This is a genomic window from Moraxella sp. CTOTU48268, assembly GCF_032069585.1.
GTDB lineage: Bacteria > Pseudomonadota > Gammaproteobacteria > Pseudomonadales > Moraxellaceae > Faucicola > Faucicola cinerea.
In genome coordinates, this window is sequence record NZ_DAMALV010000004.1 from 90,820 (window position 1) to 114,494 (window position 23,675).

At 42.9% G+C, this 23,675-nt stretch carries 19 protein-coding genes and 1 pseudogene; 6 read left to right on the forward strand and 14 right to left on the reverse strand.

Features of this window, described 5'->3' with window-relative positions:
• Positions 1 to 63: 63 nt before the first annotated feature.
• Positions 64 to 1,023 (forward strand): alpha/beta fold hydrolase, encoded by a 960-nt coding sequence (locus RT143_RS02380; protein ID WP_313090923.1) that lies wholly within the window; start codon positions 64 to 66, stop codon positions 1,021 to 1,023.
• A 4-nt stretch (positions 1,024 to 1,027) separates the two neighbouring features.
• Here the strand turns inward: RT143_RS02380 and RT143_RS02385 are convergent, their stop codons facing one another.
• From RT143_RS02385 to RT143_RS02400, 4 genes are all read right to left on the reverse strand, one after another.
• Positions 1,028 to 2,692, reverse strand: a complete 1,665-nt coding sequence (locus RT143_RS02385; RefSeq protein WP_313090924.1) for an ABC1 kinase family protein — start codon at positions 2,690 to 2,692, stop codon at positions 1,028 to 1,030.
• A 145-nt stretch (positions 2,693 to 2,837) separates the two neighbouring features.
• A complete protein-coding gene (locus tag RT143_RS02390) occupies positions 2,838 to 3,479 on the reverse strand; it encodes a ubiquinone biosynthesis accessory factor UbiJ (protein WP_313090925.1) in 642 nt (213 codons plus the stop codon).
• Between the two features lie 55 nt (positions 3,480 to 3,534).
• Positions 3,535 to 4,566, reverse strand: coding sequence for a bifunctional demethylmenaquinone methyltransferase/2-methoxy-6-polyprenyl-1,4-benzoquinol methylase UbiE (ubiE, locus tag RT143_RS02395; RefSeq protein WP_313090926.1), 1,032 nt, complete (start codon positions 4,564 to 4,566; stop codon positions 3,535 to 3,537).
• 86 nt (positions 4,567 to 4,652) lie between these two features.
• The gene (locus tag RT143_RS02400) at positions 4,653 to 5,351 is read right to left on the reverse strand and encodes a DUF8198 family protein (RefSeq protein ID WP_313090929.1); all 699 of its coding nucleotides are present in this window, start codon (positions 5,349 to 5,351) and stop codon (positions 4,653 to 4,655) included.
• Between the two features lie 222 nt (positions 5,352 to 5,573).
• Here RT143_RS02400 and RT143_RS02405 point away from each other — a divergent pair, with 222 nt between their 5' ends.
• The gene (locus tag RT143_RS02405; protein ID WP_313090930.1) at positions 5,574 to 7,208 is read left to right on the forward strand and encodes an ATPase; all 1,635 of its coding nucleotides are present in this window, start codon (positions 5,574 to 5,576) and stop codon (positions 7,206 to 7,208) included.
• 193 nt (positions 7,209 to 7,401) lie between these two features.
• Positions 7,402 to 9,270: a SurA N-terminal domain-containing protein gene (locus RT143_RS02410; RefSeq protein WP_313090931.1), complete on the forward strand. Its 1,869-nt coding sequence runs from the start codon at positions 7,402 to 7,404 to the stop codon at positions 9,268 to 9,270.
• Positions 9,271 to 9,401: 131 nt separating this feature from the next.
• Here RT143_RS02410 and fdx read toward each other — a convergent pair whose 3' ends face one another.
• The 8 genes and pseudogenes from fdx to RT143_RS02450 form a co-directional block, all read right to left on the reverse strand.
• The gene (gene fdx, locus RT143_RS02415) at positions 9,402 to 9,740 is read right to left on the reverse strand and encodes an ISC system 2Fe-2S type ferredoxin (RefSeq protein ID WP_036597564.1); all 339 of its coding nucleotides are present in this window, start codon (positions 9,738 to 9,740) and stop codon (positions 9,402 to 9,404) included.
• A gap of 39 nt (positions 9,741 to 9,779) precedes the next feature.
• Entirely contained in the window at positions 9,780 to 11,732 is a 1,953-nt protein-coding gene (gene hscA, locus RT143_RS02420) for a Fe-S protein assembly chaperone HscA (RefSeq protein WP_313090932.1), read from the reverse strand.
• A 176-nt stretch (positions 11,733 to 11,908) separates the two neighbouring features.
• Positions 11,909 to 12,541, reverse strand: coding sequence for a Fe-S protein assembly co-chaperone HscB (locus RT143_RS02425; protein WP_313090933.1), 633 nt, complete (start codon positions 12,539 to 12,541; stop codon positions 11,909 to 11,911).
• A gap of 57 nt (positions 12,542 to 12,598) precedes the next feature.
• Positions 12,599 to 12,919 carry an iron-sulfur cluster assembly protein IscA gene (gene iscA, locus RT143_RS02430; protein WP_050324431.1) on the reverse strand — a complete coding sequence of 107 codons (321 nt, stop codon included), beginning with the start codon at positions 12,917 to 12,919 and terminating at the stop codon, positions 12,599 to 12,601.
• A gap of 108 nt (positions 12,920 to 13,027) precedes the next feature.
• Positions 13,028 to 13,411: a Fe-S cluster assembly scaffold IscU gene (iscU, locus tag RT143_RS02435; RefSeq protein ID WP_050324430.1), complete on the reverse strand. Its 384-nt coding sequence runs from the start codon at positions 13,409 to 13,411 to the stop codon at positions 13,028 to 13,030.
• Between the two features lie 101 nt (positions 13,412 to 13,512).
• Positions 13,513 to 14,730: an IscS subfamily cysteine desulfurase gene (locus tag RT143_RS02440; protein ID WP_188875561.1), complete on the reverse strand. Its 1,218-nt coding sequence runs from the start codon at positions 14,728 to 14,730 to the stop codon at positions 13,513 to 13,515.
• 152 nt (positions 14,731 to 14,882) lie between these two features.
• Positions 14,883 to 15,314, reverse strand: a pseudogene (locus RT143_RS02445) (Rrf2 family transcriptional regulator); the annotation flags it as partial.
• 206 nt (positions 15,315 to 15,520) lie between these two features.
• Positions 15,521 to 16,183, reverse strand: coding sequence for a hypothetical protein (locus RT143_RS02450; RefSeq protein ID WP_313090935.1), 663 nt, complete (start codon positions 16,181 to 16,183; stop codon positions 15,521 to 15,523).
• Between the two features lie 449 nt (positions 16,184 to 16,632).
• Here RT143_RS02450 and RT143_RS02455 point away from each other — a divergent pair, with 449 nt between their 5' ends.
• Entirely contained in the window at positions 16,633 to 16,905 is a 273-nt protein-coding gene (locus RT143_RS02455) for an HU family DNA-binding protein (protein ID WP_099808014.1), read from the forward strand.
• Between the two features lie 161 nt (positions 16,906 to 17,066).
• Here the strand turns inward: RT143_RS02455 and RT143_RS02460 are convergent, their stop codons facing one another.
• Positions 17,067 to 20,099 (reverse strand): LysM peptidoglycan-binding domain-containing protein, encoded by a 3,033-nt coding sequence (locus RT143_RS02460; RefSeq protein ID WP_313090938.1) that lies wholly within the window; start codon positions 20,097 to 20,099, stop codon positions 17,067 to 17,069.
• Positions 20,100 to 20,314: 215 nt separating this feature from the next.
• A complete protein-coding gene (locus tag RT143_RS02465; RefSeq protein WP_313090940.1) occupies positions 20,315 to 20,824 on the reverse strand; it encodes a hypothetical protein in 510 nt (169 codons plus the stop codon).
• 345 nt (positions 20,825 to 21,169) lie between these two features.
• On the opposite strand from RT143_RS02465, the gene yajC reads away from it, so the two are divergent.
• Both yajC and secD read left to right on the forward strand, forming a co-directional pair.
• Entirely contained in the window at positions 21,170 to 21,514 is a 345-nt protein-coding gene (gene yajC / locus RT143_RS02470; RefSeq protein WP_081454568.1) for a preprotein translocase subunit YajC, read from the forward strand.
• Positions 21,515 to 21,683: 169 nt separating this feature from the next.
• The gene (gene secD / locus RT143_RS02475; protein ID WP_313090943.1) at positions 21,684 to 23,579 is read left to right on the forward strand and encodes a protein translocase subunit SecD; all 1,896 of its coding nucleotides are present in this window, start codon (positions 21,684 to 21,686) and stop codon (positions 23,577 to 23,579) included.
• Positions 23,580 to 23,675: the final 96 nt, after the last annotated feature.

The window sequence follows — 23,675 nt, forward strand, 5'->3', positions numbered from 1 at the left end:
GTCATCTAATGCGGCAAGTTCATTCAACAACCTACTAGCAGATTGATATTTTTGGAATAAATTATGGATTTAGCCAAATTTAATTTTGAGCCCTCAGTGATTACGGACTTTATGCAAAGTGCCATCATTGATATCGGTGATGAATTACAACTGTGTGTTGAAGTTGGTGGCAATCCTGATCATCCGCCATTGTTGCTGATTATGGGCTTAGGCTCGCAGTTGGTGTTTTGGCCAGATAGTTTTGTCAAAGGCTTGATTGACGCAGGCTTTTTTGTGATTCGTTTTGACAATCGTGATATCGGACTATCCTCAAAAATCGCCCGACCCTTCCCCCGTTTTCCCATCAACAATGTCAAAATGATGCTGCGTATGCAAGTGGGTTTGACGAACCGTCATTTTCCTGTGGCGTATAACTTATTTGACATGGTCGAAGATACCCGCCGCTTGCTTGATAAATTAGCGCTGAACAATGTGTATGTGGTGGGGGCCTCCATGGGCGGGATGATTGCGCAAATTTTGGCTGCCAAATACCCAAAACGCGTGTCGACACTGGGTCTCATGTTTACCAGTAACAATAAGCCATTTTTACCACCCACCAAGCCAAAGCAGCTGCAAACCCTACTGTCACATCCCAAAACTACCCAAATTGATGACGTGGTCGCATACGGCGTGTGGTGTATGCAGCGTATCGGCTCGCCCAATCATGTGGATGAAGAGGAAGTAGAACGACTCATTCGTTTGCGGTTTGAACGTAGTTATCACCCACGTGGCGCGCTTCAGCAGCTACAAGCAATATTAGCTACTGGCTCTATTGTTAAATTCGACCAAAAAATCAAACAGCCAACCATTATCATTCATGGGGAAAAAGATGGGCTGGTGCCATCGGCGCATGGTCGGGCGATTGCCAAAGCGATTGCGCACAGTGAGTTTCATTTGATTAAAGACATGGGGCACGATTTGGCAAAACCATTTATCCCTGCGATTGTCAAACTACTAGCCGATCATTATATGAAGCATGCTTAAGTCGCTAATTTAATAACCGCCACAATACAAACAGCACGGCAATCACATAAAAAATCGGTGCAAGCCAGCTACTCACTTGCCAAACGGCATGACTGGCAATCATTTGTGCGATAAATAACGCACCCACAAACCCAAGCAGCGCAAGCCAATCCTGCTGGCGACTTTTGAGCATATCTGAGCGAATTTGCTGTATTTCACGCAGCTGCTGATCTTGGTGTCCACCCAAATTTGACAGACTTTGCAAACTGTTATCCAGCAATTGTGGCATATCATTGAGACTCAGTAACAGCTCAGGTAATTGCTTGCGTAGCTCGCCAATTTTTTGCATCGGGTCAAATTGCTGCTTCACCCAGCCTGTCAAAATCGGTTTGGCGAGCGACCAGATATCAAGCTCAGGGTACAAATCCCGTCCTAAACCTTCCACATGCACTAGCGTTTTAAGCAGTAGCATTAATTGCGGCGGTATATCCAAATGATAGCGACGCGCAATATCGAGCACCGACATGAGCACGCCTGCAAAATCAATGTCGTTGATCGGCTTACTAATCATCGGTGACACGGTACGGCGCATATCGCGCATGAGGGCGTATTTATCGGTATTGGGTGGAATCCAGCCTGCCCGCGCGATGATATCCACTAGACCAGTAAAGTTATTGTTCATTACCGATAATAAAAGCCTTGCCACAATCATTTGGTCAGCTTTAGATAACTCGCCCACGATTGAGCAATCAAGGGCGATGTAGCGGGGATTGGGATTTGGGGTATCGGCTGGCAGCGTTTCAACAAACACATTGCCTGGGTGCATATCGGCATGAAAGAAGTTATCCCGAAATACTTGGGTGAAAAAAATCGTTAATCCTTTTGCCGCAAGTGCCGCCCTATCATATCCAAGCGCATCAAATACTTGGGTTTGCGAAATCGGCACCCCAACAATGCGCTCCATAATCATGATGTTTTTGCTGGCTTGATACACTTCAGGCACATACATCATCGATGAACCCAAAAAGTTGTTACGCATTTGGGTGGTATTGGCAGCTTCAAGGGTTAAATCAAGCTCATTGAGCAAGACTTGCCGATAATCTTCAACGATATCGATAATATGTACGGCACGCGCCGCTTCAATCCGTGCCGATGCCCACCCTGCCAAATCGCGCAATAATTCAAAATCTTCAATAATCTGTTCACGGATGGTTGGACGAACTACTTTGACCACCACTTCACGCCCATCATGCAGGCGTGCGGTGTGCACTTGGGCGATAGATGCCGCCGCTAACGGTGTGCCATCAAATCTAGCAAATAGCTGATTGATAGGTTGCCCCAAACCGCCTTTTTTTGTCGATTGTTCAATTTGCTCGATAACCGTATCGACACTAAAGGGTTTCACCCTGTCTTGCAGATGCACCAACTGCTCAATAATCTCAGGGGTGACCAAATCACGACGGGTGGAGAGCAGCTGCCCTAATTTTAAAAACAGCGTGCCCATTTCTTCAAGCGCCAGCCTAACCCCGTCTGGATGGGGTTTTTGAAAATAGCTGGCAGGGTGCATACGGATAAGTTTGGCAATGGGCTCAAGCTGCGGCGTCTCTTCAATAGGTAGATGCGTGTCAACACGATAATGAGCGGCAATGCGCCACAGTTGTAACAGACGTTTGCGATGATTTAGTAACACGTTGGCAACTCGTTAGAAAGCTTATCAATGGTGGGAATTCTAGCATGATATAAGCAATTTTTTAATGGTTAAAAAAAAGACGGGGATTTAACCCGTCATTTTGATTGTGCAAAAGCGAATTTTGCAATAAATTTACCTTTGCAATCTACTTTTGCAATAAAGCCGCTTGCTGTTGCTTGATGGCATCGAGTCTGGCTTGTTCACGCTCAATATCCGCCCGCAGTTTTAGTAGCTGTTGTTTTAACTCATTGCCTGCATTGGCATCAGTACTTGCATCGTTGGTTTTCCACTCTCTAATATTGGCAATATCGGCAAACATCTCTTTGGCAGGTGCAGCAATTGTGCCTTTTAGGTTAGCTAATAGATTAGACAGTTGACTTGCCATCGGCAGACCAATCAGAGGTTGCAGTTTACCAATGATATCAGGGTCAAACCCGGCGACTAACTGTTTGACTTGCATCAGCACTTTATAATCGCCCTCAATCGGCAGATTACCTTGTGGGTCACCCATCAAATTGAGCAAATGCACAGGGTTGTCTACCTTGACAATACAATTAGGTTTGCTTACCACGGCGCTACCTTTAGGTTCAAAAACATCAACCGTCACAGGTTCAAAGCGAATGTGGTCATCATTAAAAATCGTATCAAATTCAATGGCCGGCTCTGCCATCACTAGGCGCAAAACTTTACCCGATAACGGTTGTAACCCTGCTTGGGTGATGGGGTCAGTGGCAATCGCTAGATTAACCACTTTTTCAATGCCTGCAAGTAGTAATACAGTAAACATCTGATTCTCTTTTAGTATATAAATTTCAGTGAGCTATTATATTTTTCGTCATCAGTTACTTTTTAAACCCACGATGTACCGCCACGATACCGCCTGTTAGGTTGTTATAGTCACAATTGACAAAGCCTGCATCTTCCATCATGCCTTTTAGGGTGCGTTGGTCTGGGTGCATACGGATAGACTCTGCCAAATACTGATAGCTTTCGCTATCATTCGCCACCAATTTACCCATGAGTGGCAATGCGGTAAACGAATACAAATCATAGACTTTACCAAATGGCTCAAACACAGGTTTTGAAAATTCTAAAATCAGCAGACGTCCGCCTTTTTTGAGCACCCGATACATCGAGCGCAGTGCCGCGTCTTTGTCAGTGACGTTGCGTAGCCCAAAGCTAATTGTCACCAAATCAAAACTTTCATCTTCAAATGGTGCCAGCGTCTCAGCGTTGGCAAGTACAAAGTCGACGTTACTACAGCCTGCATTGAGCAGACGCTCACGACCGACCTCTAGCATCGCTTCATTGATATCGGACAATACCACATGACCTGTGCGACCCACCTCTTTACTAAAGGCTTTTGCCAAGTCACCTGTGCCGCCTGCAATATCTAGGACTCGTTGACCTGCACGCACGCCCGTTAGGCTGATGGCATAGCGTTTCCACAGACGATGAATACCCAAGGACATTAAATCATTCATGATGTCGTATTTTTTGGCAACAGAGGTAAATACTTCTGCTACTTTTTCTTGTTTTTCAGCTTTTTTGACGGTTTTATAGCCAAAATGGGTTTCTTCATTACCATCAGTGGCTTCGGTATGCGGATTGTAGATAGCTGATTTATCAAAACCGCTAGTTGATTGCGCTGACAACTCACTGGGGATAGCGTCATTTGCGGTAGCGGATGTAGGGCGAGTGAGCTGCTGACCTTGGGGCACGGATTCTGGCAAATCAGCTGTGCCAGTAAATTGACGGTTGATGGTGGTGTCAGCTGTCAGTGACTGTTGTACTTGGCTATTGAGCTTGTCGTTGGCTTGGAGGCTGTCTTTTACCAAGCTGTCTTGGATTGAATTATGGTTATTGTCGTTCATGTGGTTTCCTAGTGAGGTCATCGCCAATCAAAAATTGGCAAAGTTAAAAGCGCAAAGGTACTGCAAAATTTTTTTCTATTTTATCACTAAACATCAAAAGGATGTTCTTTGCCCGCATGCACATTGGTAATGATTTGCAACTCTTTTTCACAAAATGGCTCGATAAATGCGCCAATACTTTTAATCGGTTTGATGGCAGCAAAGCCCTCGGCGATAAAGTCATATAGCGGCTGAAAGCCTTTTTTGTACGCTGTGCCTTTGGCAAGTGAAAATGCTTTTTGTAAGATAAATGATTTAAGATATTTGTCCGTGCGATAGCACATTTGTTTGAGGTCAGCAATCTGCTGGCGTCTTGCCGACTCTGCATTCACGGACTGATAGGCTTTAATCATGGATGGCTCATCCACGGATAAATGATTTTCTTGTAAATATTGAGCAAGCTGTAAATCAAGCTTAATGGCGTTAATCGCTTCGATGATACCGGCTGCCCCTGTGCTCACGGCATTGGCAGGGATAAATTTTTCTAGTTTTTCAGCCTTTTGCACCATGCGCTCTAGCTGTTCAGCGAGCACATTGAATTTTTCGCCCCCATATAGTTGGTCAATTAAAAACTCCCCCAGGGCTTGGTTGTTGGCGCTGGCAAACAAGGCTTGGTGGGTTTTATGAATACGACCGCGTTGCCAGGCTTGTACTTCACTGAGTTTTTGCGCTAACTGGGTATCGCTGTGGTATGGAAGGGCGCGGAATTGTTTTAAATCTTGTTCTAATTGGCTTAAGCTGCTCATAGGGCCTCGATTTTTTTACAAAGTTTTTAAATTCAAAACAGAGAAACTGTAGTTTATCCATTATATAAACCCACAGTAAAATGACGTTTTGTGCCGCATTACCTTAATGTAAATCCACCAAAAATACAAATCGTAAATTGTTCACCGGTAGCATAACTGCTATCTTTTAGAAAAATAAAAACTTCATCCCTATCATTTCGGGTATTCCCCTAAGCAGGACACATGGCAATACACAGCACTAGCAATTCCAAAAACAACGATATAGCCGCTTCTAAACCCACCGATAAAGTAACCAAACTTGAAAAAAACTCCTCATCTTTCACGCTTGAAGACCAATTAAGTTTTGACCTGATTACAGAGCAAACCACCCTACGCGAGCAACGGGCTGGCAAAAACTCGCGCGGGTTACTAATCTTGGTGAATGGTATGGAAAATTCGGGCAAAGGCGAAGCGGTTAAAGCGCTAACCGAATGGATGGACGCACGCTATATCAAGGTTCACGCGACCATGGGACAGCATCCCAGCCGCTACCAACCGATTTGGCAACGTCACACATGGCAACTGCCTAGAAAGGGTGAGATTGCCGTGTATTTTGGCAACTGGTACGCTGACTTGATTCGTTATGTGTTTGACTGTGGCGATGATATTGATGAACAGCGCTTACAGCAAATGATTGAAGACATTGAGGCGTTTGAACAAGATTTGGTCAATAACAACACCGATATCGTCAAATGCTGGTTTTGGGTCGATAACAAAACGCTAAAAAAACGCTTGACCGATGAGGAGCCTGACCCTGAGCAGTTGTACCATTTAGATTGGTTTCGAAAAAAAGACGTGAAACGTTTCAAACGCTTTAGCAGCAAGCTGATGGGGTTACAATCAAGCTGGCACCACCTAGATGGACAGGATATTGATGCCTCAAACATCCAATTTGCCAATGTTGTATTAGCAGCACTGCAAACCATGAACCAACTATCTGCAGCCGATGATGCCCAAGACAACCCCCAAAAAGCCGACAAATCAGCTAACCCTAAAAAGGATGAAAATCCTTTTAAACCCACCCCACTGATTGATGAGTTGGTTAGCGTCGATAACCAAGCATTAGCAAAGGCAGACTATAAAGAACAACTGCATAGCAAACAACATATACTCGCTGAACTGATTCGTGAGCGAGGTCAGCGCCATATCATCTTTGTCTTCGAAGGCATGGATGCGGCAGGCAAAGGCGGTGCGATACGCCGCATCATTGCACCACTCGACCCGCGTGAATTTACCATCCACGCTATCTCCGCACCGACCGAAGATGAATTAAAACACTGTTATCTATGGCGTTTTTGGACGCGCCTGCCCCATGATGAAATGGCAGATGTGGATATAATGTATTTATCGCAAAAATTTAAACGCAATAAATGCGTCGCCTTACTCAAACAACGCCTGCATAATAGCCGAGTGACCATTTTTGACCGTAGTTGGTATGGTCGCGTACTCGTTGAGCGTATTGAGGGCTTTGCAAAAGAGGCAGACTGGCAACGTGCTTATGACGAAATCAATCGCTTTGAAAACGACTTGGTACAGAGCAATGCCATTGTGGTCAAGTTTTGGCTCGCTATCAGTGAGGAAGAAGAACTTAAACGCTTTAAAGCGCGTGAAGAGACGCCCAATAAGCAGTTTAAAATTACCGATGACGATTGGCGTAACCGCGCCAAATGGCATGAGTACGTGCAAGCCGCTTCCGACATGATTCATTTAACCCACCATAAAAAACGCCCATGGTATGTGATTGCTACCGATGATAAATATACCGCGAGACTCAAAATCCTTGATGCTATTATTTCCGAGCTATCTAATAATTTATAAAGCGTTATCTAAAAATTTATAAATTGTTAACAGTCTGCCTTTTTACTATTTTGCTATATCTTAAAACTGTCTACCCAACTTGATGAAAGATAATGATTTTGGTGGACAGTTCCCCTATAATATCGTGTTTGATTTGATTATTTAGCCTGATTAGTTATCCTTAATAAATCCATCTAAACTGCAAGTGAGCAATATGGAATCTTTACGCAATTTTTTGAAAGGTTGGATGGGCAAAGCCTTGCTCGTTCTTTTTTTACTTCCTTTAGCCATCACGGGTTTTGAGTCGATTGTCCGTAGCGGAGATGACCCTAATGCTGTCGCCAAAGTTGCAGAGTTAAATATCGATAATGCTACCTTGCAAACCATGATTAACAATCGCCGCGAAACCTTGCTTGAGCAAGTGAACGGCGATGCAAGCCTACTTAATAGCGATAAATTACGTGAGCAAATGCTGCACAATTTGATTGACCGTTATTTGATTATCAACCAAGCCAACCAGCTTGGTTTTACTGTGTCCGATGCCACCATCACCCAAATGTTGATGGCAGAAAAAACCTTTCAAGACGCCAGCGGAAAATTTTCTAATGAGTTGTTTGCTAGCTATTTAACCAGTCGCGGCATGACCAAAGAACAATTATTTGATTCGGTTCGTCAAGACTTGTTGGTGACTGCCTTTAGCCGCGGTATTATTAATACAGGGATTTTTGCGCAAGGGAGTATTGATAAGCTGATGTCAATGCAGTCTGAGTCTCGCCCTGTGCAAGTGCTACGTTTGGACTGGCATAGCTTTGCGCCGCAGGTACAAGTGACGCCGCAAGAGATTGCAAGCTATTATCAAAAAAATCAAGCGACACTTAAATCTAGTGACATGGTGGATTTAACTTATTTAGAACTCAATAAAAATGCCCTGCCTGTTGCTGCCCCAACGGCTCAGGAATTGCAACAACAGTATCAAACCTATTTGAAAAATAGCAACAACCAAACCGAATACGAATTGGCAATGATTTTGATGAATGGCGGTCAAGCACAAGCCACCTTAACCTCATTAAAAAGTAAGCTTGATGCCAATCAAGCGGATTTTGCGGCGCTTGCCAAACAGTACTCACAAGATGAAGGCAGTAAAAACGATGGCGGCAATATCGGTCCGATTACCCAATCGATGTTCCCCAATGATTATGACACCATCATGACCCAAATCAAGACTCTAAAAGTCGGGCAAGTCACCAGCCCCATCAAAACCAACTATGGCTATCATTTATTCAAATTGGTAAAAATCAATGGTCAAACCCCACCAACCATTGAAAGCTTGACGCCTGTGTTAACCGAACAAGTTATGGCGCAAAAGCGTGAAGCCGCCTATCAAGATTTGATTGGTAAAATCAACAATGACGCAGTTGCTGGCGCTACTATCACCGAACTTGCCAATCGCTATAAATTAACCGCCAAATCGATTAAAAACTATCCTAAAACCAATAACTCGTCTGCTCTCAATCAACCTGCCATTGTAGCGGCGGCATTTGAGCCACTCGCGCTGCAAGAAGGCAGTGTATCAGTCGGCATAGATGTCTCTGATAAAGTGGTATGGTTACAATCAACCAATCACCGCACCAGCAAACTCATGACACAGGCAGAAGCCGAGCCGGTTATCAAAGCCAAGCTTATTGAAGAAAAAGCAAAAAGTTTAGCAGTGGCAGAGGCCAATGCCATCGCTGCCAAAGTCAAACAAGCCAATTCAATTGCGGCGGCGGGTGCCCCATTCCAAGATTTGGGGATTGTGACGCGTCAAGACAGCAAACTCAGCGATGACGAGCGTGGTGTGGCATTTAGTCAACCTGCTGTTAACAATCAACTAGCGGTCATGACGCGGCCTACTGTATCGGGTGCGAGCGTGATTGTTGGTGGGGTTATTAGCAATGATAACGCGCAAATCACACCCGAAGTTAAACAACAGACTGCCCAAATCGTGCGCGAAAATATCGGTCAGTCTCAGTTTGAGGATTATTTAGCATACCTAAAATCCATCACTAAAGTCACGGTTAAACCGCAGACTGCTGCGCCATAATATGCTGTGAATAAATATGCGCTGAATGAGTCAGCGCCTTGTTCTAGCAATAACGAGTGTTTAGCGATACGTAGCGACATCAAAAAAGGCTTACTAACGATGATTAGTAAGCCTTTTTTTATTGGTTGGTATTAATGATTTTCAGAGGCGTGATTGATGGTATATTTTGGAATTTCAATCGTCAAATCTTGATCTTCGATGATGACTTGGCAAGACAGTCTTGAATCTGGCTCTAGCCCCCAAGCGCGATCTAGCAAATCAGCTTCGATATCATCCATTTCCTCCAAGCTATTAAACCCTTTTCGCACGATAACATGGCAAGTAGTACAAGCTTTTGACATATCACAAGCATGCTCAATTTTCACGCCTTTTTCTAGCAAACCACGGCATAGATTATCGCCTTCATTGAGTTCAATCTCTGCGCCAGTAGGGCAAATTTGGTGATGCGGTAATACAGTAATTTTTGGCATAACAATCTCTTAACGATTAATAGTCTTATGTATTCAAAATTAATTTGACCAATCCGCGGTTGAAGTGCCTTTCATGGTTTCATTGACCGCTTGGTTCATGATAAGTGCAGCAAAATCATCACTATGAACTTTTAGCTGCGTGCTCGCTGTTTCTAACTGGGCTTGTTCACCACCATCAATCGCCTGTTGAACATCAGCCATCGAGGTTTGCAGTGCATTTTTTTGCGCATCGCTTAACAAAAAGCCAAATTCTGCAAGTGCGGATTCTAGCGCCAACAATTCTCGTTTTGCTTCTACTTGACTTTCAATCAAGCTGCGCTGCAGACGATCTTGCATGGCAAAATCAAAGCCTGCTTTGAGCAGTTTTTCCTGCTCATCTTCTGACAATCCATAAGACGGCTTGACTTGAATTTGGCTTTCTTTGCCTGTTGTCAACTCTTTAGCCCCGACTGTTAACTGACCATTGGCATCAATTTGAAAAGTGACTTCGATACGCGCCAACCCTGCTTTCATCGCTGGAATGTCAGTCAGTTTAAACTGCCCTAACGAGCGATTGTCAGCCACCGTATCGCGTTCACCTTGTACCACATGGATAATCATACCATTTTGGTTATCTTGATAGGTTGTAAATACCTGTTTACGTGTGACAGGAATGGGCGTGTTACGCGGAATAATCACTTCGGTGAGGCCGCCCATGGTCTCAAGCCCCAAGGATAAAGGCGTGACATCAAGCAGCAACACCGTATTTTGCTGTTGTCCAATTAATTGGTCGGCATATTTGGCTGCGCCTAACGCGACGACTTCATCGGGATTGATGCGTGACAGTGGCGATTGGTTAAAAGTTTCTGCCACAATTTGCTGAATCAATGGCATTCGTGTCGAACCACCTACCAATACCACTTCATCAAGCTGGGACGTTTCAAGTCCAGCATCACGTAACACTCGCGCACACACCGCTAATGTACGGTCAGTCACTGGCTGGATGATTTGACGAAGATTGCTTTGGTTTAACACAATATCAAAAGTTTGACCGTTCAGTGAAACTTCGGCAGTCACTTGGTCTGCTTTTGACAACTGCTCTTTAAGCGTGCGAGCCTGTACGTTTAGCAGTTGTTTTTGATGGTTATCAATGCTTGAAGGATACAGGCCTGTTTGTTGAATGAGCCAATTAGCGATCAAGCGGTCAATATCATCGCCACCCAGTGCGCTATTACCGCCCGTTGCCAGCACTTCATATACACCATGATTGAGCTTTAACACCGATACGTCAAACGTGCCCCCACCCAAATCATAAATGAGATGATACGCTTCGTCTTGTGCTTGGTTCAGCCCATACGCCATCGCGGCGGCAGTCGGCTCGTTTAATAAGCGAATCACATGAATGCCTGCCAATTTAGCCGCATCTTTGGTCGCTTGGCGCTGTGCTTCATCAAAATAAGCGGGCACCGTAATCACCGCGCCCACAATACTATTGTCAGGTAACGCCAATTTTGCTCGGTCATACAGATGTTTTAACAGGATACTTGATACTTCAACAGGATTTTTGGCACCTTGTGGGGTTTGGATACTTGGCATCACATCGACATCACCGACTAATTCATAAGGATGATTGAACTTAATATCCTTGATGCTTCGACCCATAAACCGTTTGACCGAGCGTACAGTATGATTTGGTGCTTGTTCTGCCATTGCTTCAGCATGACTACCTACCAAAGTTTCTGGATTACCATTGTCATCTAAGCCAAAATACACCACCGAGGGTAAAAGCTTTTGGCAATCGATACCTTTTACCCGATTAGCAATTTGACTGTCGTCATTGGCGTTATTGTCACTAGATTGACACTCACTAACTTTATCGCCAATCACTTGTGGCTCACCTGAACGGACTACCGCTACCAGTGAGCGCGTGGTTCCTAAGTCAATTCCTAAAGCAAAACGATGCGCATGGGGCTTGGCACTTTGATTGGGTTCAGCGATTTGTAATAACGACATAAATTGGACCAATTAAAAAAAAGAAAAAATAATTTGAAAATAAAACCAGCTTAGGTTATATCTTTAGCTTAGTTTGTATCTTTATAGAAAGTCAAAACGGATGGTATTATAAATTAAAAACATGATAAACCAAATAAATTAACAAACGCTATGACAACTTACCCTTTAATCATGATTTACACGTACAGATCGTCATCATTATCAAAATTCTGCTGGGCTAATTCATCGGTGGTTTTTGCCACATCTGCTTGCAGTTTAACCAAAAACTGCAGTTTTTGAATGATATCTATCGCTTGCTTGGTTAAGGTATCATCATTGACCTCAGCTGCAGCGAGATTATCAATTTTTTGATAAACTTCGTCAAAGGCAAGTTGATAATTATTTAGCCACTCGGTAAGTTTTTTGCTAAGTAGCGTAATACTTTGGCTATCAGCATCGTCTAAATCGATACGAAATGACATGGCATCGTCTAGAAAATCCAAATCACGAATCGGCTGATTAATAGATTGTGAAATGCCTTTGAGTGCCAATAAATGTGACGCGCGAGAATCAGGGTTTTTAAGCGTATTGTAGGCTTCATTAATAATAGCAGACGCTTGCTCAGGCTTTAGTGCGGATAATTTGGCGATTGATTCACGCAAAAAACCATCCGTATTAGCAGATAGCGAAAGGTTTTGCTCAGATACAGACGCATCAAGATTATTATCAGGATGGAACTTAGATTGAAGTTGGCGAAGGGTCTGCTGAAGCTTGGCTATATCAATTTGATAGTGTTGGGGTAAATTCATCAACTCAAAATAATTAACCATTTTCAATTTCCCCTACCCAACCCTGACTATAATAAAGAACAAAAAAATTATTAAAAATTAAACAGTGAAAGATTCACCACAGCCACACTCACCTTTTTGGTTTGGATTACTAAATTTAAAGCCTTCATTGAGACCTTCTTTGACAAAATCCATTTTCAAACCATTAAGATAAACTAAGCTTTTTGGATCGACAAATACACTAACCCCGTTGCTTTCAAAACGTTGGTCATTAGGGTCTGGCTCATCGACAAATTCCAGCACATAAGCTAAGCCAGAACAACCTGCGGTACGGATACCCACACGGATACCTTCGCCATGACCACGGTTTTGTAAAAAATCGCGTACATGTTCAGCTGCATCGTTTGATAATTCAATCACTTTACTACCCCATCTACTAATTTCAATCTTCAAGCGACTCACTTTAAGTAACTGAGCCAAAGTCTTATTGAGGATGAGTCAATAAGACTTTTAGAATCGTACAATCAATCAAGCATTGGCTTTAGATTTATAATCTTCAATCGCTGCTTTAATGGCGTCTTCTGCCAGCACTGAGCAGTGCACTTTAACCGGTGGCAGTGCCAACTCTTCAGCGATATCTTTGTTTTTAATCGCGCTAGCTTCATCCAGCGTTTTGCCTTTAAGCCATTCTGTGACCAATGAGCTTGAGGCAATGGCTGAACCGCAGCCATAGGTTTTAAAGCGCGCATCTTCAATAATACCGTTATCACCCACTTGGATTTGCAAGCGCATCACATCACCACAGGCTGGCGCGCCGACCATACCGGTACCGACATTTTTGGCATCTTTATCTAAGTTACCCACATTGCGTGGATTTTCATAATGGTCAAGCACTTTATCACTGTAGGCCATTTCATTTTCCTTTTGGCTGGTTACGTCAAACGTAACTGACTAATCTTTACTTATTAATTCGATTGAATAAATTTTTAATGGAAATTAATTTTTAATTCAAATTAATGTTCATTCCATTCTACACTATTTAAATCAACGCCTTCTTTATACATATCCCAAAGCGGTGATAAAGCGCGTAATTTTTCAACCGCGGTTCGCATCTCAGCAATCGCATGGTCAACATCTTCTTCGGTGGTATAACGTCCCAAACTAAAACGAATTGAACTGTGAGCAAGCTCATCTGATAATCCAATCGCGCGTAATACGTAGGAAGGCTCAAGCGTCGCTGATGTACAAGCAGAACCAGACGACACGGCAAAATCTTTCAATGACATCATCAAGGATTCGCCTTCTACAAAGTTAAAGCTGATGTTGACGATATTTGGAATGCTGTGATTGATGTCACCATTAAGATAAACCTCATCAAGCTCTTTTAAGCCATCCCACAGACGTTGGCGCAGTTTTGTCAGTCTGGCTTCATCTTCTGCCATACGTTTGCCAGCAATGGCAAAGGCTTCACCCATCCCTACGATCTGATGCGTTGCCAAAGTACCTGAACGCATACCACGCTCATGACCACCACCTTGCATTTGTGATTTTAGACGCACACGCGGTTTACGGCGAACATATAAGGCACCAATACCTTTGGGACCATAAATTTTATGCGCAGAAAAACTCATCAAATCAACTTTTAATTGTTCCAAATCAATCGGAGTTTTACCGGCTGCCTGCGCCGCATCGACATGAAAAATAATACCTTTTTCACGTGTGATTTCACCAATCGCCGCGACATCTGTTAAGGTACCAAGTTCATTGTTAACCATCATTAGGGTCACTAAAATGGTATCTTCACGAATAGCCTCTTTGACTTGATCAACTGTAATCAGACCTGTCTTTGGCTGTGGGTCTAAATAGGTGATTTCAAAACCTTCTGTTTCTAATTCACGGCAGACGTCTAGCACGGCTTTATGTTCAATTTTACTGGTAATGATGTGTTTGCCTTTACCACTATAAAACTGTGCCACCCCTTTAATCGCTAAATTGTCTGACTCAGTAGCACCTGAAGTAAATACAATTTCACGTGGATCGGCGTTGATTAACTCCGCGATTTGCTCGCGTGCGGTTTCAACTGCTTCTTCCGCTTGCCAACCAAACCCATGTGAACGTGAGGCAGGATTACCAAACACGCCATCAAAGGTCATGTATTTCATCATCTTTTGGGCGACTTGCTCATCAATTGGTGTAGTCGCGGCATAATCTAAATAGACTAATTTATTCATGCTAACAAATTCTCCCCGGAATTTTGTTGTAAGGTTTTGCTGTTGTTACTAACTTTATTGCTGATTTTCTTTGATCGTTGCGATACGGGTGCCTCTGTCATTGGGTTTACCGCAGACTGATTTTTATCCTGCATGTCTTCAACCATCAAAATTTGACGCTCAGAAATTTCACGGATAATTTGACGATTAATGAGCGTATCTAATGTCACGGTGGACAGATAATTTTCAATTTGCTCTGACAAGCCATTCCATAAATCATGGGTTAAACACATGGCGCCATCTTGGCAGTTACCTTTACCTTCGCACGCTCTAGCATCAACCGACTCATCAACTGCTGAAATAATACTCATAATTGAGATTTCATTGATGGGTTTGGCAATATGGTAACCACCTGATGCCCCACGAGTGCTTACCACCAAACCTTTTTTACGCAGCTTTGAAAACAACTGCTCAAGATAAGAAATAGAAATCTCTTGACGTTTTGCGATATCAGACAATGACACAGCCAATTCATGTTTTTGCTCTTGCAATGCCAAATCTAGCAGCGCCGTCACTGCATAGCGTCCTCGGGTTGTCAATCGCATAATAGCCCCACTTAAGTTAAAAATTTAAATCTGTTAAAGCATCGTAAGCTGTGAAAACGCGTTTTATGGTTGGTAGGACTATTATATGAAAATCCGAGTCTTTTAGTCAAGATTAATTCTTACTAAAACACTCGGATTTATTTATTTCTCAGATTTATTTGTTTAATGATAAGCGACTTTTATCAAAGCAATGCAGGCAATGGTTGTTATTTTACCGCCCAGCCAATCGCGCAAATAACGAATAATACAAAAAATGCGATTGCCGCGCGTTTCATCCATTGATTTTTACTTTTTAATTCTACAATTTGTGCTTCAAGCGCTGTTTTTTGTAGATTTGCGGCGTTGACTTGGCTATTGAGTGTCTCAACTTGTTGTTTGTAGTCAGCATCGGTTTTGATAGGCTTTTTGGTTTTTTGCTTATCTTTATCACCTTTGACTGCCTTTGTGATGACTTGTAATAACTGATTGATACCAATTTGATGTAAAAAAGCCTTCACCTCTGCCATCTTTTGTGCTTCGCCGCGAATTTGTAGCTGCTCGATGGCTTTAGGCTGGTTGGTAAATAAATTTTGGGCGATTTGCCAAGTAAAGCCATTGATGGTCACATCGACCTGCTGAGAAGGCTGTAATTGGCTGTCTAGCAAAATACCATTAACCGTAAAGGTCATATAAAAAGTGACGCTTGGGACATAAGCATGAATACGGACGACGGTATTGGTAGTGGCTAAAGGATAGACAACCTTACGAAGATCCGCATCGAAACGTAGCAACAGGGTCAGCAAGGTTTCAATAATCACTAATACAACATTGAGCGCTGTCGTGGCTATATTGCTTGGGGCATTGGTCGAAGTTTGAAAATTATCGTTCATTAAATTTCCACAAAATTAATCAAATATGGGTTTTGTAATTTGTCGATAGTGTAACTTCAAAAGGTTGTTAATAACATTAATTATTGTAAGTCTGGTATAAAACAATGCTAGTCGTTCAATATTCATATTGGCTGCTAATAAAAGCATAATGGCTAGATTGATTTTAGCCATATGGTTTTATATAACAAGTTTTAGCGATTTTTGTTGAAAAAAAATGTTATCGTTTGGTGTGCTAACCACTATATTTTGCAAAAACACGTTAATCAATGCTTAATTCCACAGAAATTATGCTTAAACTGCTTGTGAAGCCGTTGGAGTTTACTTATAATCGAATCATAATTACTTATGCAGCACTTGATACTTAAGGCTTTGAGCCTAATTAATTGCCAAGCGTGTGCTTTGTATATATAACGTTTATTTTCATCCCTAAAAATTTGAAGGATATTCTTATGAATAAGTCAGAATTAGTTGATAGCATTGCTAAAAAAAGTGGCCTTTCTAAAGCCCAATCAACTGAAGCATTAAATGCCTTTATCGCAACGATTGGCGAAGCGATGAAAGCTAATGATACTGTATCGCTCGTTGGCTTTGGTACGTTTAGTGTCAAAGAACGCCAAGCACGTACTGGCCGTAACCCACAGACTAAAGAAGAAATCCAAATCCCAGCAAGCAAAGTCCCAAGCTTTAAAGCAGGCAAAAGTTTAAAAGATATCGTTAACTAATTAACCCTTATCTCTTTATAGCTAAAAAAGCGTATTTTTAATTAAATACGCTTTTTTATTGCCTTATAATTTCCTTACTAAGTATAAAAACTGAGTAAAAACTTAAGTAAAAAACCACTATTTTACATAGTGGTCTTTTTGTTTGGCAAGCTTTGGTTCATCTATCTTGGCACTGTAATGGTTTGACCCACTTTGAGCGATGCTGTTGGTGACAAGTTATTTAGACTAGCCAGTTCTTTAGGGCTGATGCCAAAGCGTCCCGCCAAAGAAATTAAGCCTTCGCCTGCTTTAACTTTATAGGTTGTTGTGGTTTTCGGGATTTTGATGTTTTGACCAATCAATAACGACTCATTACCTTTTAAGTTATTTAAAGCGGCAAGTTCGCTTTTGGAAACGCCATATTTTGCACTCAAGTTTGTCAGGCTATCACCAGATTTTACTTGGTAGCTTTGCGTATCACCACGGCTATATTTGCTTACTGGTTTTGACGCTGGCTTGTTATCATCCTCTGATTGGGTATCTTTGGCTGTTTTGGTCTCTTTTTTTGTTTCTTTTTTGCTCTCTGGTTTTGCAGAGTCCTGCTTGCTCATCGGTTCGCGGGTCGCTGTCACGCTAGCCACCGTACCCAATCCTGCTTGAGGAATAACCAGTTTTTGCCCTTGAATTAAATTTGCCGTCGGTTTTAGATAATTGGCTTTGGCTAAAGCTGCTACCGTTAAATCAAAGTTATTGGCGACGCTACCTAAGCTATCACCTGGGCGTACCGTGTAGTTAATCGATTTGCCAGCTAGCGCATATTTGACCTTTTCAACTGTGACAGGCACGATGATGACTTGCCCTTTTTGCACACGATAATTGGTGTTAAAACCGTTGACATCAGCAATATCTTTGGGCGATACGGATAATCGATCAGCGATACCCGACAAGGTATCACCCGTCTGAACCGTATAACGACTTGATACCGGTTGAACTTCAGCTCTAGCAGGGGCAGGCTTTTGCGCTCCGGGCTGTGCCACGGTCGGCTTCGGCATTTTGTCTGGAATTAACCACAAATTTTGGTTGGTACGAACTTGATAAGTTACAGGCAAATTATTAAATTTTGCTAACTCACTGACATTTAAATCAAACTTGTCGGCGATGCCTGTCAAGGTATCCCCCGCTTGCACGATATAGCTATTGGCTTTACGTTTTGGCGCTTCCACTAGTTTGGGTTCGATAGGCTTGGCGTTGTATAAGTAAAGTGTTGAACCTGCTAGCAAGGCGGCATTTGGATCAATTTGGTTCCATTCAGCGATATCTCGCCAATTCACACCCATGCGACTGGCGATATTTGCCAAGGTGTCGCCAGCTTTGACTTGATAGGTGCTACGTGTGCCGCTCGGACGTTTTTTAGCAGCCGGTTTGCTAACAGTGACAGGTTTGCTCGTGGTTGCTTGCGCCGTGCTGGGTGCTTTGCCATTTAAACTCGATGATTGGGTAATTTTGACCTCTTTTGGCAACACCACGGGTGGTTCTTCGTAAGTGAGTTTTTTGGTCTCACCTTTGGCTTCTAGCACAGATTGCTGGGTCTGAATGGCATTGAGCTTGATATGGCCATCGGCAGGGTTAATGGCTTGCTCTACTTGTGGTGCGGTTTGTTCGATTTCTTTAGCAATTAAGTTACGCTCTTGATTGGACAAAGGCGGTTCTTGCACAACGGTGTTATTGGCAGTGACAATCGCTGAAGTCGTTGGTAGTGTATTGCTAGACTGCATTTCAGCGGTCACCATTTTTTGCTCAGTGGCGGTAATCGGCGGTTCTTTGATTACCGTATTACGGCTTTGGATACTTGGCGCACTAGGAATGGGGGCGATATAAGTCGTGGTTTGGTTTTTAACCATATTATTTGCCATCGCCGCCAAGTCGCTGCTAGAGGATGGCAAGGTAACTTTTTCTTTTTTGCTATAGGCTTGTTGGGCGGCAGTGAGCGAATCACCTTGACTTGCGGTTGTGGTTCTAGTTTGGTTGCCAAAGTTTGTCGGCGGTGTGTTATAAGTAGACGTAGTAGTTTTAGGGGTGACATAACTATTATTTGCCAAATAACCTTGCTGACTCATATAACCATTACCCCGTAACTGGGTGATTTTACGGTCAATTGATTCATTGAGATCATTGGGAATCAGAATACGGCTTGGGCCTGACATATCTACCGTACCTGCAATTAACGCAGGATTTAGGGCACGCAGTTCATCGTAGCTTACGCCTGTCAAACTACTAATTTCATACAAGCTCACCCCAACATTGGCAGGGACACTTCTAAAATGCTGACGGTTCGCAATTGCGGGTAAATACACATTGTAGGTACTCGGATTTTTGACAATTTGCGCCACAGCCAAAAACCGAGGAACATAGTTCATCGTTTCAGTGGGCAATTTGAGCGACCAATAATCCGTTGGTAACCCCCGTGCTGCATTGTAATTAATCGCAGATTGGACACGGCCTGGACCGGCATTGTACGATGCCAATGCCAACTCCCAACTACCAAACTGGTTATACAATGCGGTCAAAAAGTCATAAGCAGCACGGGTTGACTCAATCACATCACGGCGACCATCAAAGGTGCTGGTTTGATTCAACCCATAAATACGACCAGTACTTGGAATAAACTGCCATAACCCTGCAGCAGATGCGTTACTATTGGCATTGGGATCATAAGAGCTTTCAATAACAGGCAATAATGCCAGTTCCGTTGGAATATTGCGACGCTCAGCTTCTCGCACCGTGTAGTATAAATAGCGGCTAGCACGCGCTGTTAAGCGGTTTAGATAGTCTTGGCGGCTAATAAACCAACTTTTTTGCGCTTCAATACGCGGATCGTACACATTTGAGTTCATACGAAAATTGACGCGCAGTCTATCCCACAAATTACCATAGCGCTGAACCAACAAAGCGTTATTCTCTACCATGCTCATGTCGGTGGCTTCAAGTAAGCCTTCAAGTTCATCCAAACTATCCATATCCAGTAGGGCGGCATTTTCTTGCGCGCTACGCACCGTGCTTTTGCTGTGACTGGATGATCCAATCATAGGTTTACCGGCTGGACTGGTGGTGCTGGTGGTTGGCGCACTGCTACAGGCTGCCAAAATAATAGAGGAAATAGCTAAACTTAACGGTTTGATAGTTTTTTTTGATGAATGGCTTATCGAAAGCAACATGATAATTCCTAGCTCTTTTTTGCAATTTAGATGTAGGACATATACCCATCCCATAGCATAAAACTATGGAAGAATATAAGCTAAAATTTGACATTATAAATAAAAAAACGGCTGTGATTTCAAGCCCGTGAAATTAAATATTGGCTGAAATTATACTAGAATCCATAAAAAAAGTGGCACAAAACTTTTGTACCACCCTTTTTAACACCACTAAATTAGTGCTTTTCAATCACAAGTTGGCTAATCGCCCTGGACAATAACACTGAGTTACCGCTTTCAGCGAAGGTAATACGTGAAGTTGTTACTAAACGTGTCGTTACGTTATTTTCGACGATGACTTCTGTTGTTATCGCATCTGCTTTGGCATGGTTACCGCTAGATACCACATTGTTTAATTGTATATCATAGCCATATCGCGTTGCTTTTGACCAGTTGTTTTGCAAGAGGTTTAGATAATTGGTTTTATTTAAGGTGGTGGTTTTTCCTTTACGCGACACAGATATCAAGGCATCATCTGCTACTAGACTTGCAACGCGCGAAATACTTTTGGCATTTGCTGCAGCCGCCATCGCAGTACCGTAATTATCGATATCACGCTGGGTGATTTCAGCATTTGCCAGCGTTGGGGCGGTTAACGAAGTCGCCATGACTAACCCTAACCATAATTTTGACCTTACTTGCTTTCGGATTTTATCAATCGGTTGAAAATTTAACGTCATAGTCATGAGATTTTCCTTCAATTGGTAACACCAATTGTTTGACCCTAAAAGAAATAATTTGTTACAACTAAGCATAGCATAACCATTAACTTTATTGTTACGTCATTGTTAATAATCAAGCATAAAATAGTGAATAATTCCGATAAAAATTTTTGACCTTATTATCCAAAACCATCCAAAATCGCTGGATTTTCTACTCACCGTTCATCTTCCTAGCGCTGAATTATTTCAGCAAACAAGGGTTAATCATTTATTAATTTGGCTAAATCGGTTATCATTACAGGTTGTTTTTATCACTGTTTTATGACTAAATCTCAATTTAAGGGTATTTTAACTATGCTACTTACCGCTATTTTAGCATTTATCCAATCTGCCCATGCGGAAGGTGCGGCGGCAGCACCTACTGGAACGGGTGCTTCCACCATTATGCAAATGCTATTACCATTGGCTTTTTTTGCTATTTTTTACTTCATTATTATCCGACCACAAAGCCGTCGTAACAAAGAGCATCGTCAAATGATTGATGCCATTAAAGAAGGCAATGAAGTGGTATTTGCCGGTGGCTTGATGGGGAAAATCAAAAAACTTCAAGGTGAATATGCGGTTGTAGCATTAAATACTACCCAAGAGGTGATGGTACAACGTGCCTCAATCATTTCGGTATTACCTGTGGGTACCATTGATAGTCTTAAATAATTGCTGATGCAGCTCACCTGTCAGGTTGGCGACCTAGCATTCTGTTAGGTTGCCAACTGGCTATTATGATATTGTAATGCCTTGTTGATCGCGGTTAATAGCCCTACGGTTAATAGACCTAGTAGAACAACTAGTTACCTAAAAAAATCAAGTTTAAGAAGTCAAGATTATGCACTACCCTGCTTGGAAATACTTTTTAATCGGCATTGTGCTGCTACTGAGCACCCTGTATGCCCTACCAAACCTTTATCCAGACAAGCCCGCCGTTCAAATCACGGGGGCTTCCGCTAGTACCACATTGACCAATGATGTGCTAAAGCAAGCGGAAACCATCCTAAATGCCGCCAACATCCCAACCAAAAACAACAGTTTTGATGGTAAATCAGCTTTGTTAAAAATTGGTGATGAGTCGACTGAAACGCAGCTTAAAGCGCAACAAGTGCTAAAAGAAAAGCTTGGCGACAATTACGTGGTGGCACTAAACTTGGCACAAACCACGCCAGCATGGCTACGTAATATTGGTGGCAATCCTATTAAATTAGGCTTGGACTTGCGGGGTGGTGTACGGTTTGTACTAGAAGTTGATATGAGCAAAACCGTCTCTCAGCGTTTGGAAAACTTAACTCGAGATATTCGTACAGAGCTACGCAACCAAAAAATTGCCGTGACCAATTTACAAGCAGGGCAAAATAATCTGACTTTAAACTTTGTCGATAATGCCGCGCGTGATCAAGCCATGAATGTGTTACGTAGTCGCTTTGGGACAAATTACGAATTACAACCGCTCATCAATGCGGGGGGTCCAGCGATTAACATGACCTTGACCCAGTCGACGATTTCACAAATTTCTCAAGATGCGGTCACCCAAAACTTGACGACTTTGCGTAACCGTATTAATGAGCTAGGCGTGGCTGAGGCCGTGGTGCAATCACAAGGTGCCAATCGTATTGTGGTGGAATTACCCGGTGTGCAAGATACCGCAGAAGCCAAACGGGTCATTGGTCGTACCGCCAATCTCGAATTTCGTATGGTCTCTGAGCAAAACAATACCTTCCAAGCCAATCCATCCGGGGTATTGCCTGCAGGCACTGAAGCCTACTCATTTGGTGAAGTCGACAGCCCACAAAAGACCTTATTGGAACGTCAAGCTGTGGTCACCGGTCGAAACGTACAGGATGCTCAAGCAGGGATGGACCAAAACGGTCGCCCCCAAGTGAATATCACGCTAGATAACGCGGGTGGTCGTTTGATGCAAAATACCACAGCAAAATCAGTGGGCAAACAAATGGCGGTGCTGTTTATTGAAAATAAGCAGCGTGTCACCTTCCAGCCAGACCCAGTGACGGGTCAAAATAAAGAAGTAAGAACACCTTACGCAGAAAGCCATATTATCAATCAAGCGACCGTTCAAGGCGTCTTTGGCTCAACTTTCCAAATCACGGGTTTAGATAGTAATGCAGAAGCCTCAGAGCTGGCTTTGTTACTTCGTGCAGGTGCGCTAGCGGCGCCCATGTATTTTGTTGAAGAACGTACTATTGGTCCATCATTGGGACAAGATAACATCCAAAAAGGTATGTTCTCTACCCAAGTCGGCTACTTACTCGTCTTTTTATTTATGATTATTTTTTATCGTTTATTTGGTTTGATTGCCAATATCGCGTTGATTTTTAACTTAATGATGATTTTAGCCATCATGTCATTGATTGGTTCTGCCCTAACCCTGCCGGGTATCGCAGGTATCGTGTTAACCATCGGGATGGCGGTGGATGCCAACGTGCTGATATTTGAACGCATCCGCGAAGAGCTTGCCAACGGCGCCAGACCCAAATCTGCGATTGTGGCGGGTTTTAATCGCGCATTTACCAGTATTTTTGATGCGCAGCTGACTACTTTGATTGTCGCATTTATTTTATTTGCGATTGGTACAGGTCCGATTAAAGGTTTTGCTGTCACCTTAGCCATTGGTATTGCCAGCTCTATCTTCACCTCAGTGACCGTCACGCGTGCACTGGTACAGTTAGCTTATGGCTACCGCAAAACTGTCAAACGCCTAAGTATTGGTTAAGGAGCGAATAATGAATGATGACAAGTTAGAGGATCTAGACGGTTTAGACGGCTCAGAACCCATTAACCCCGAGCAAAAACTCTCCGAGCTGGGTGT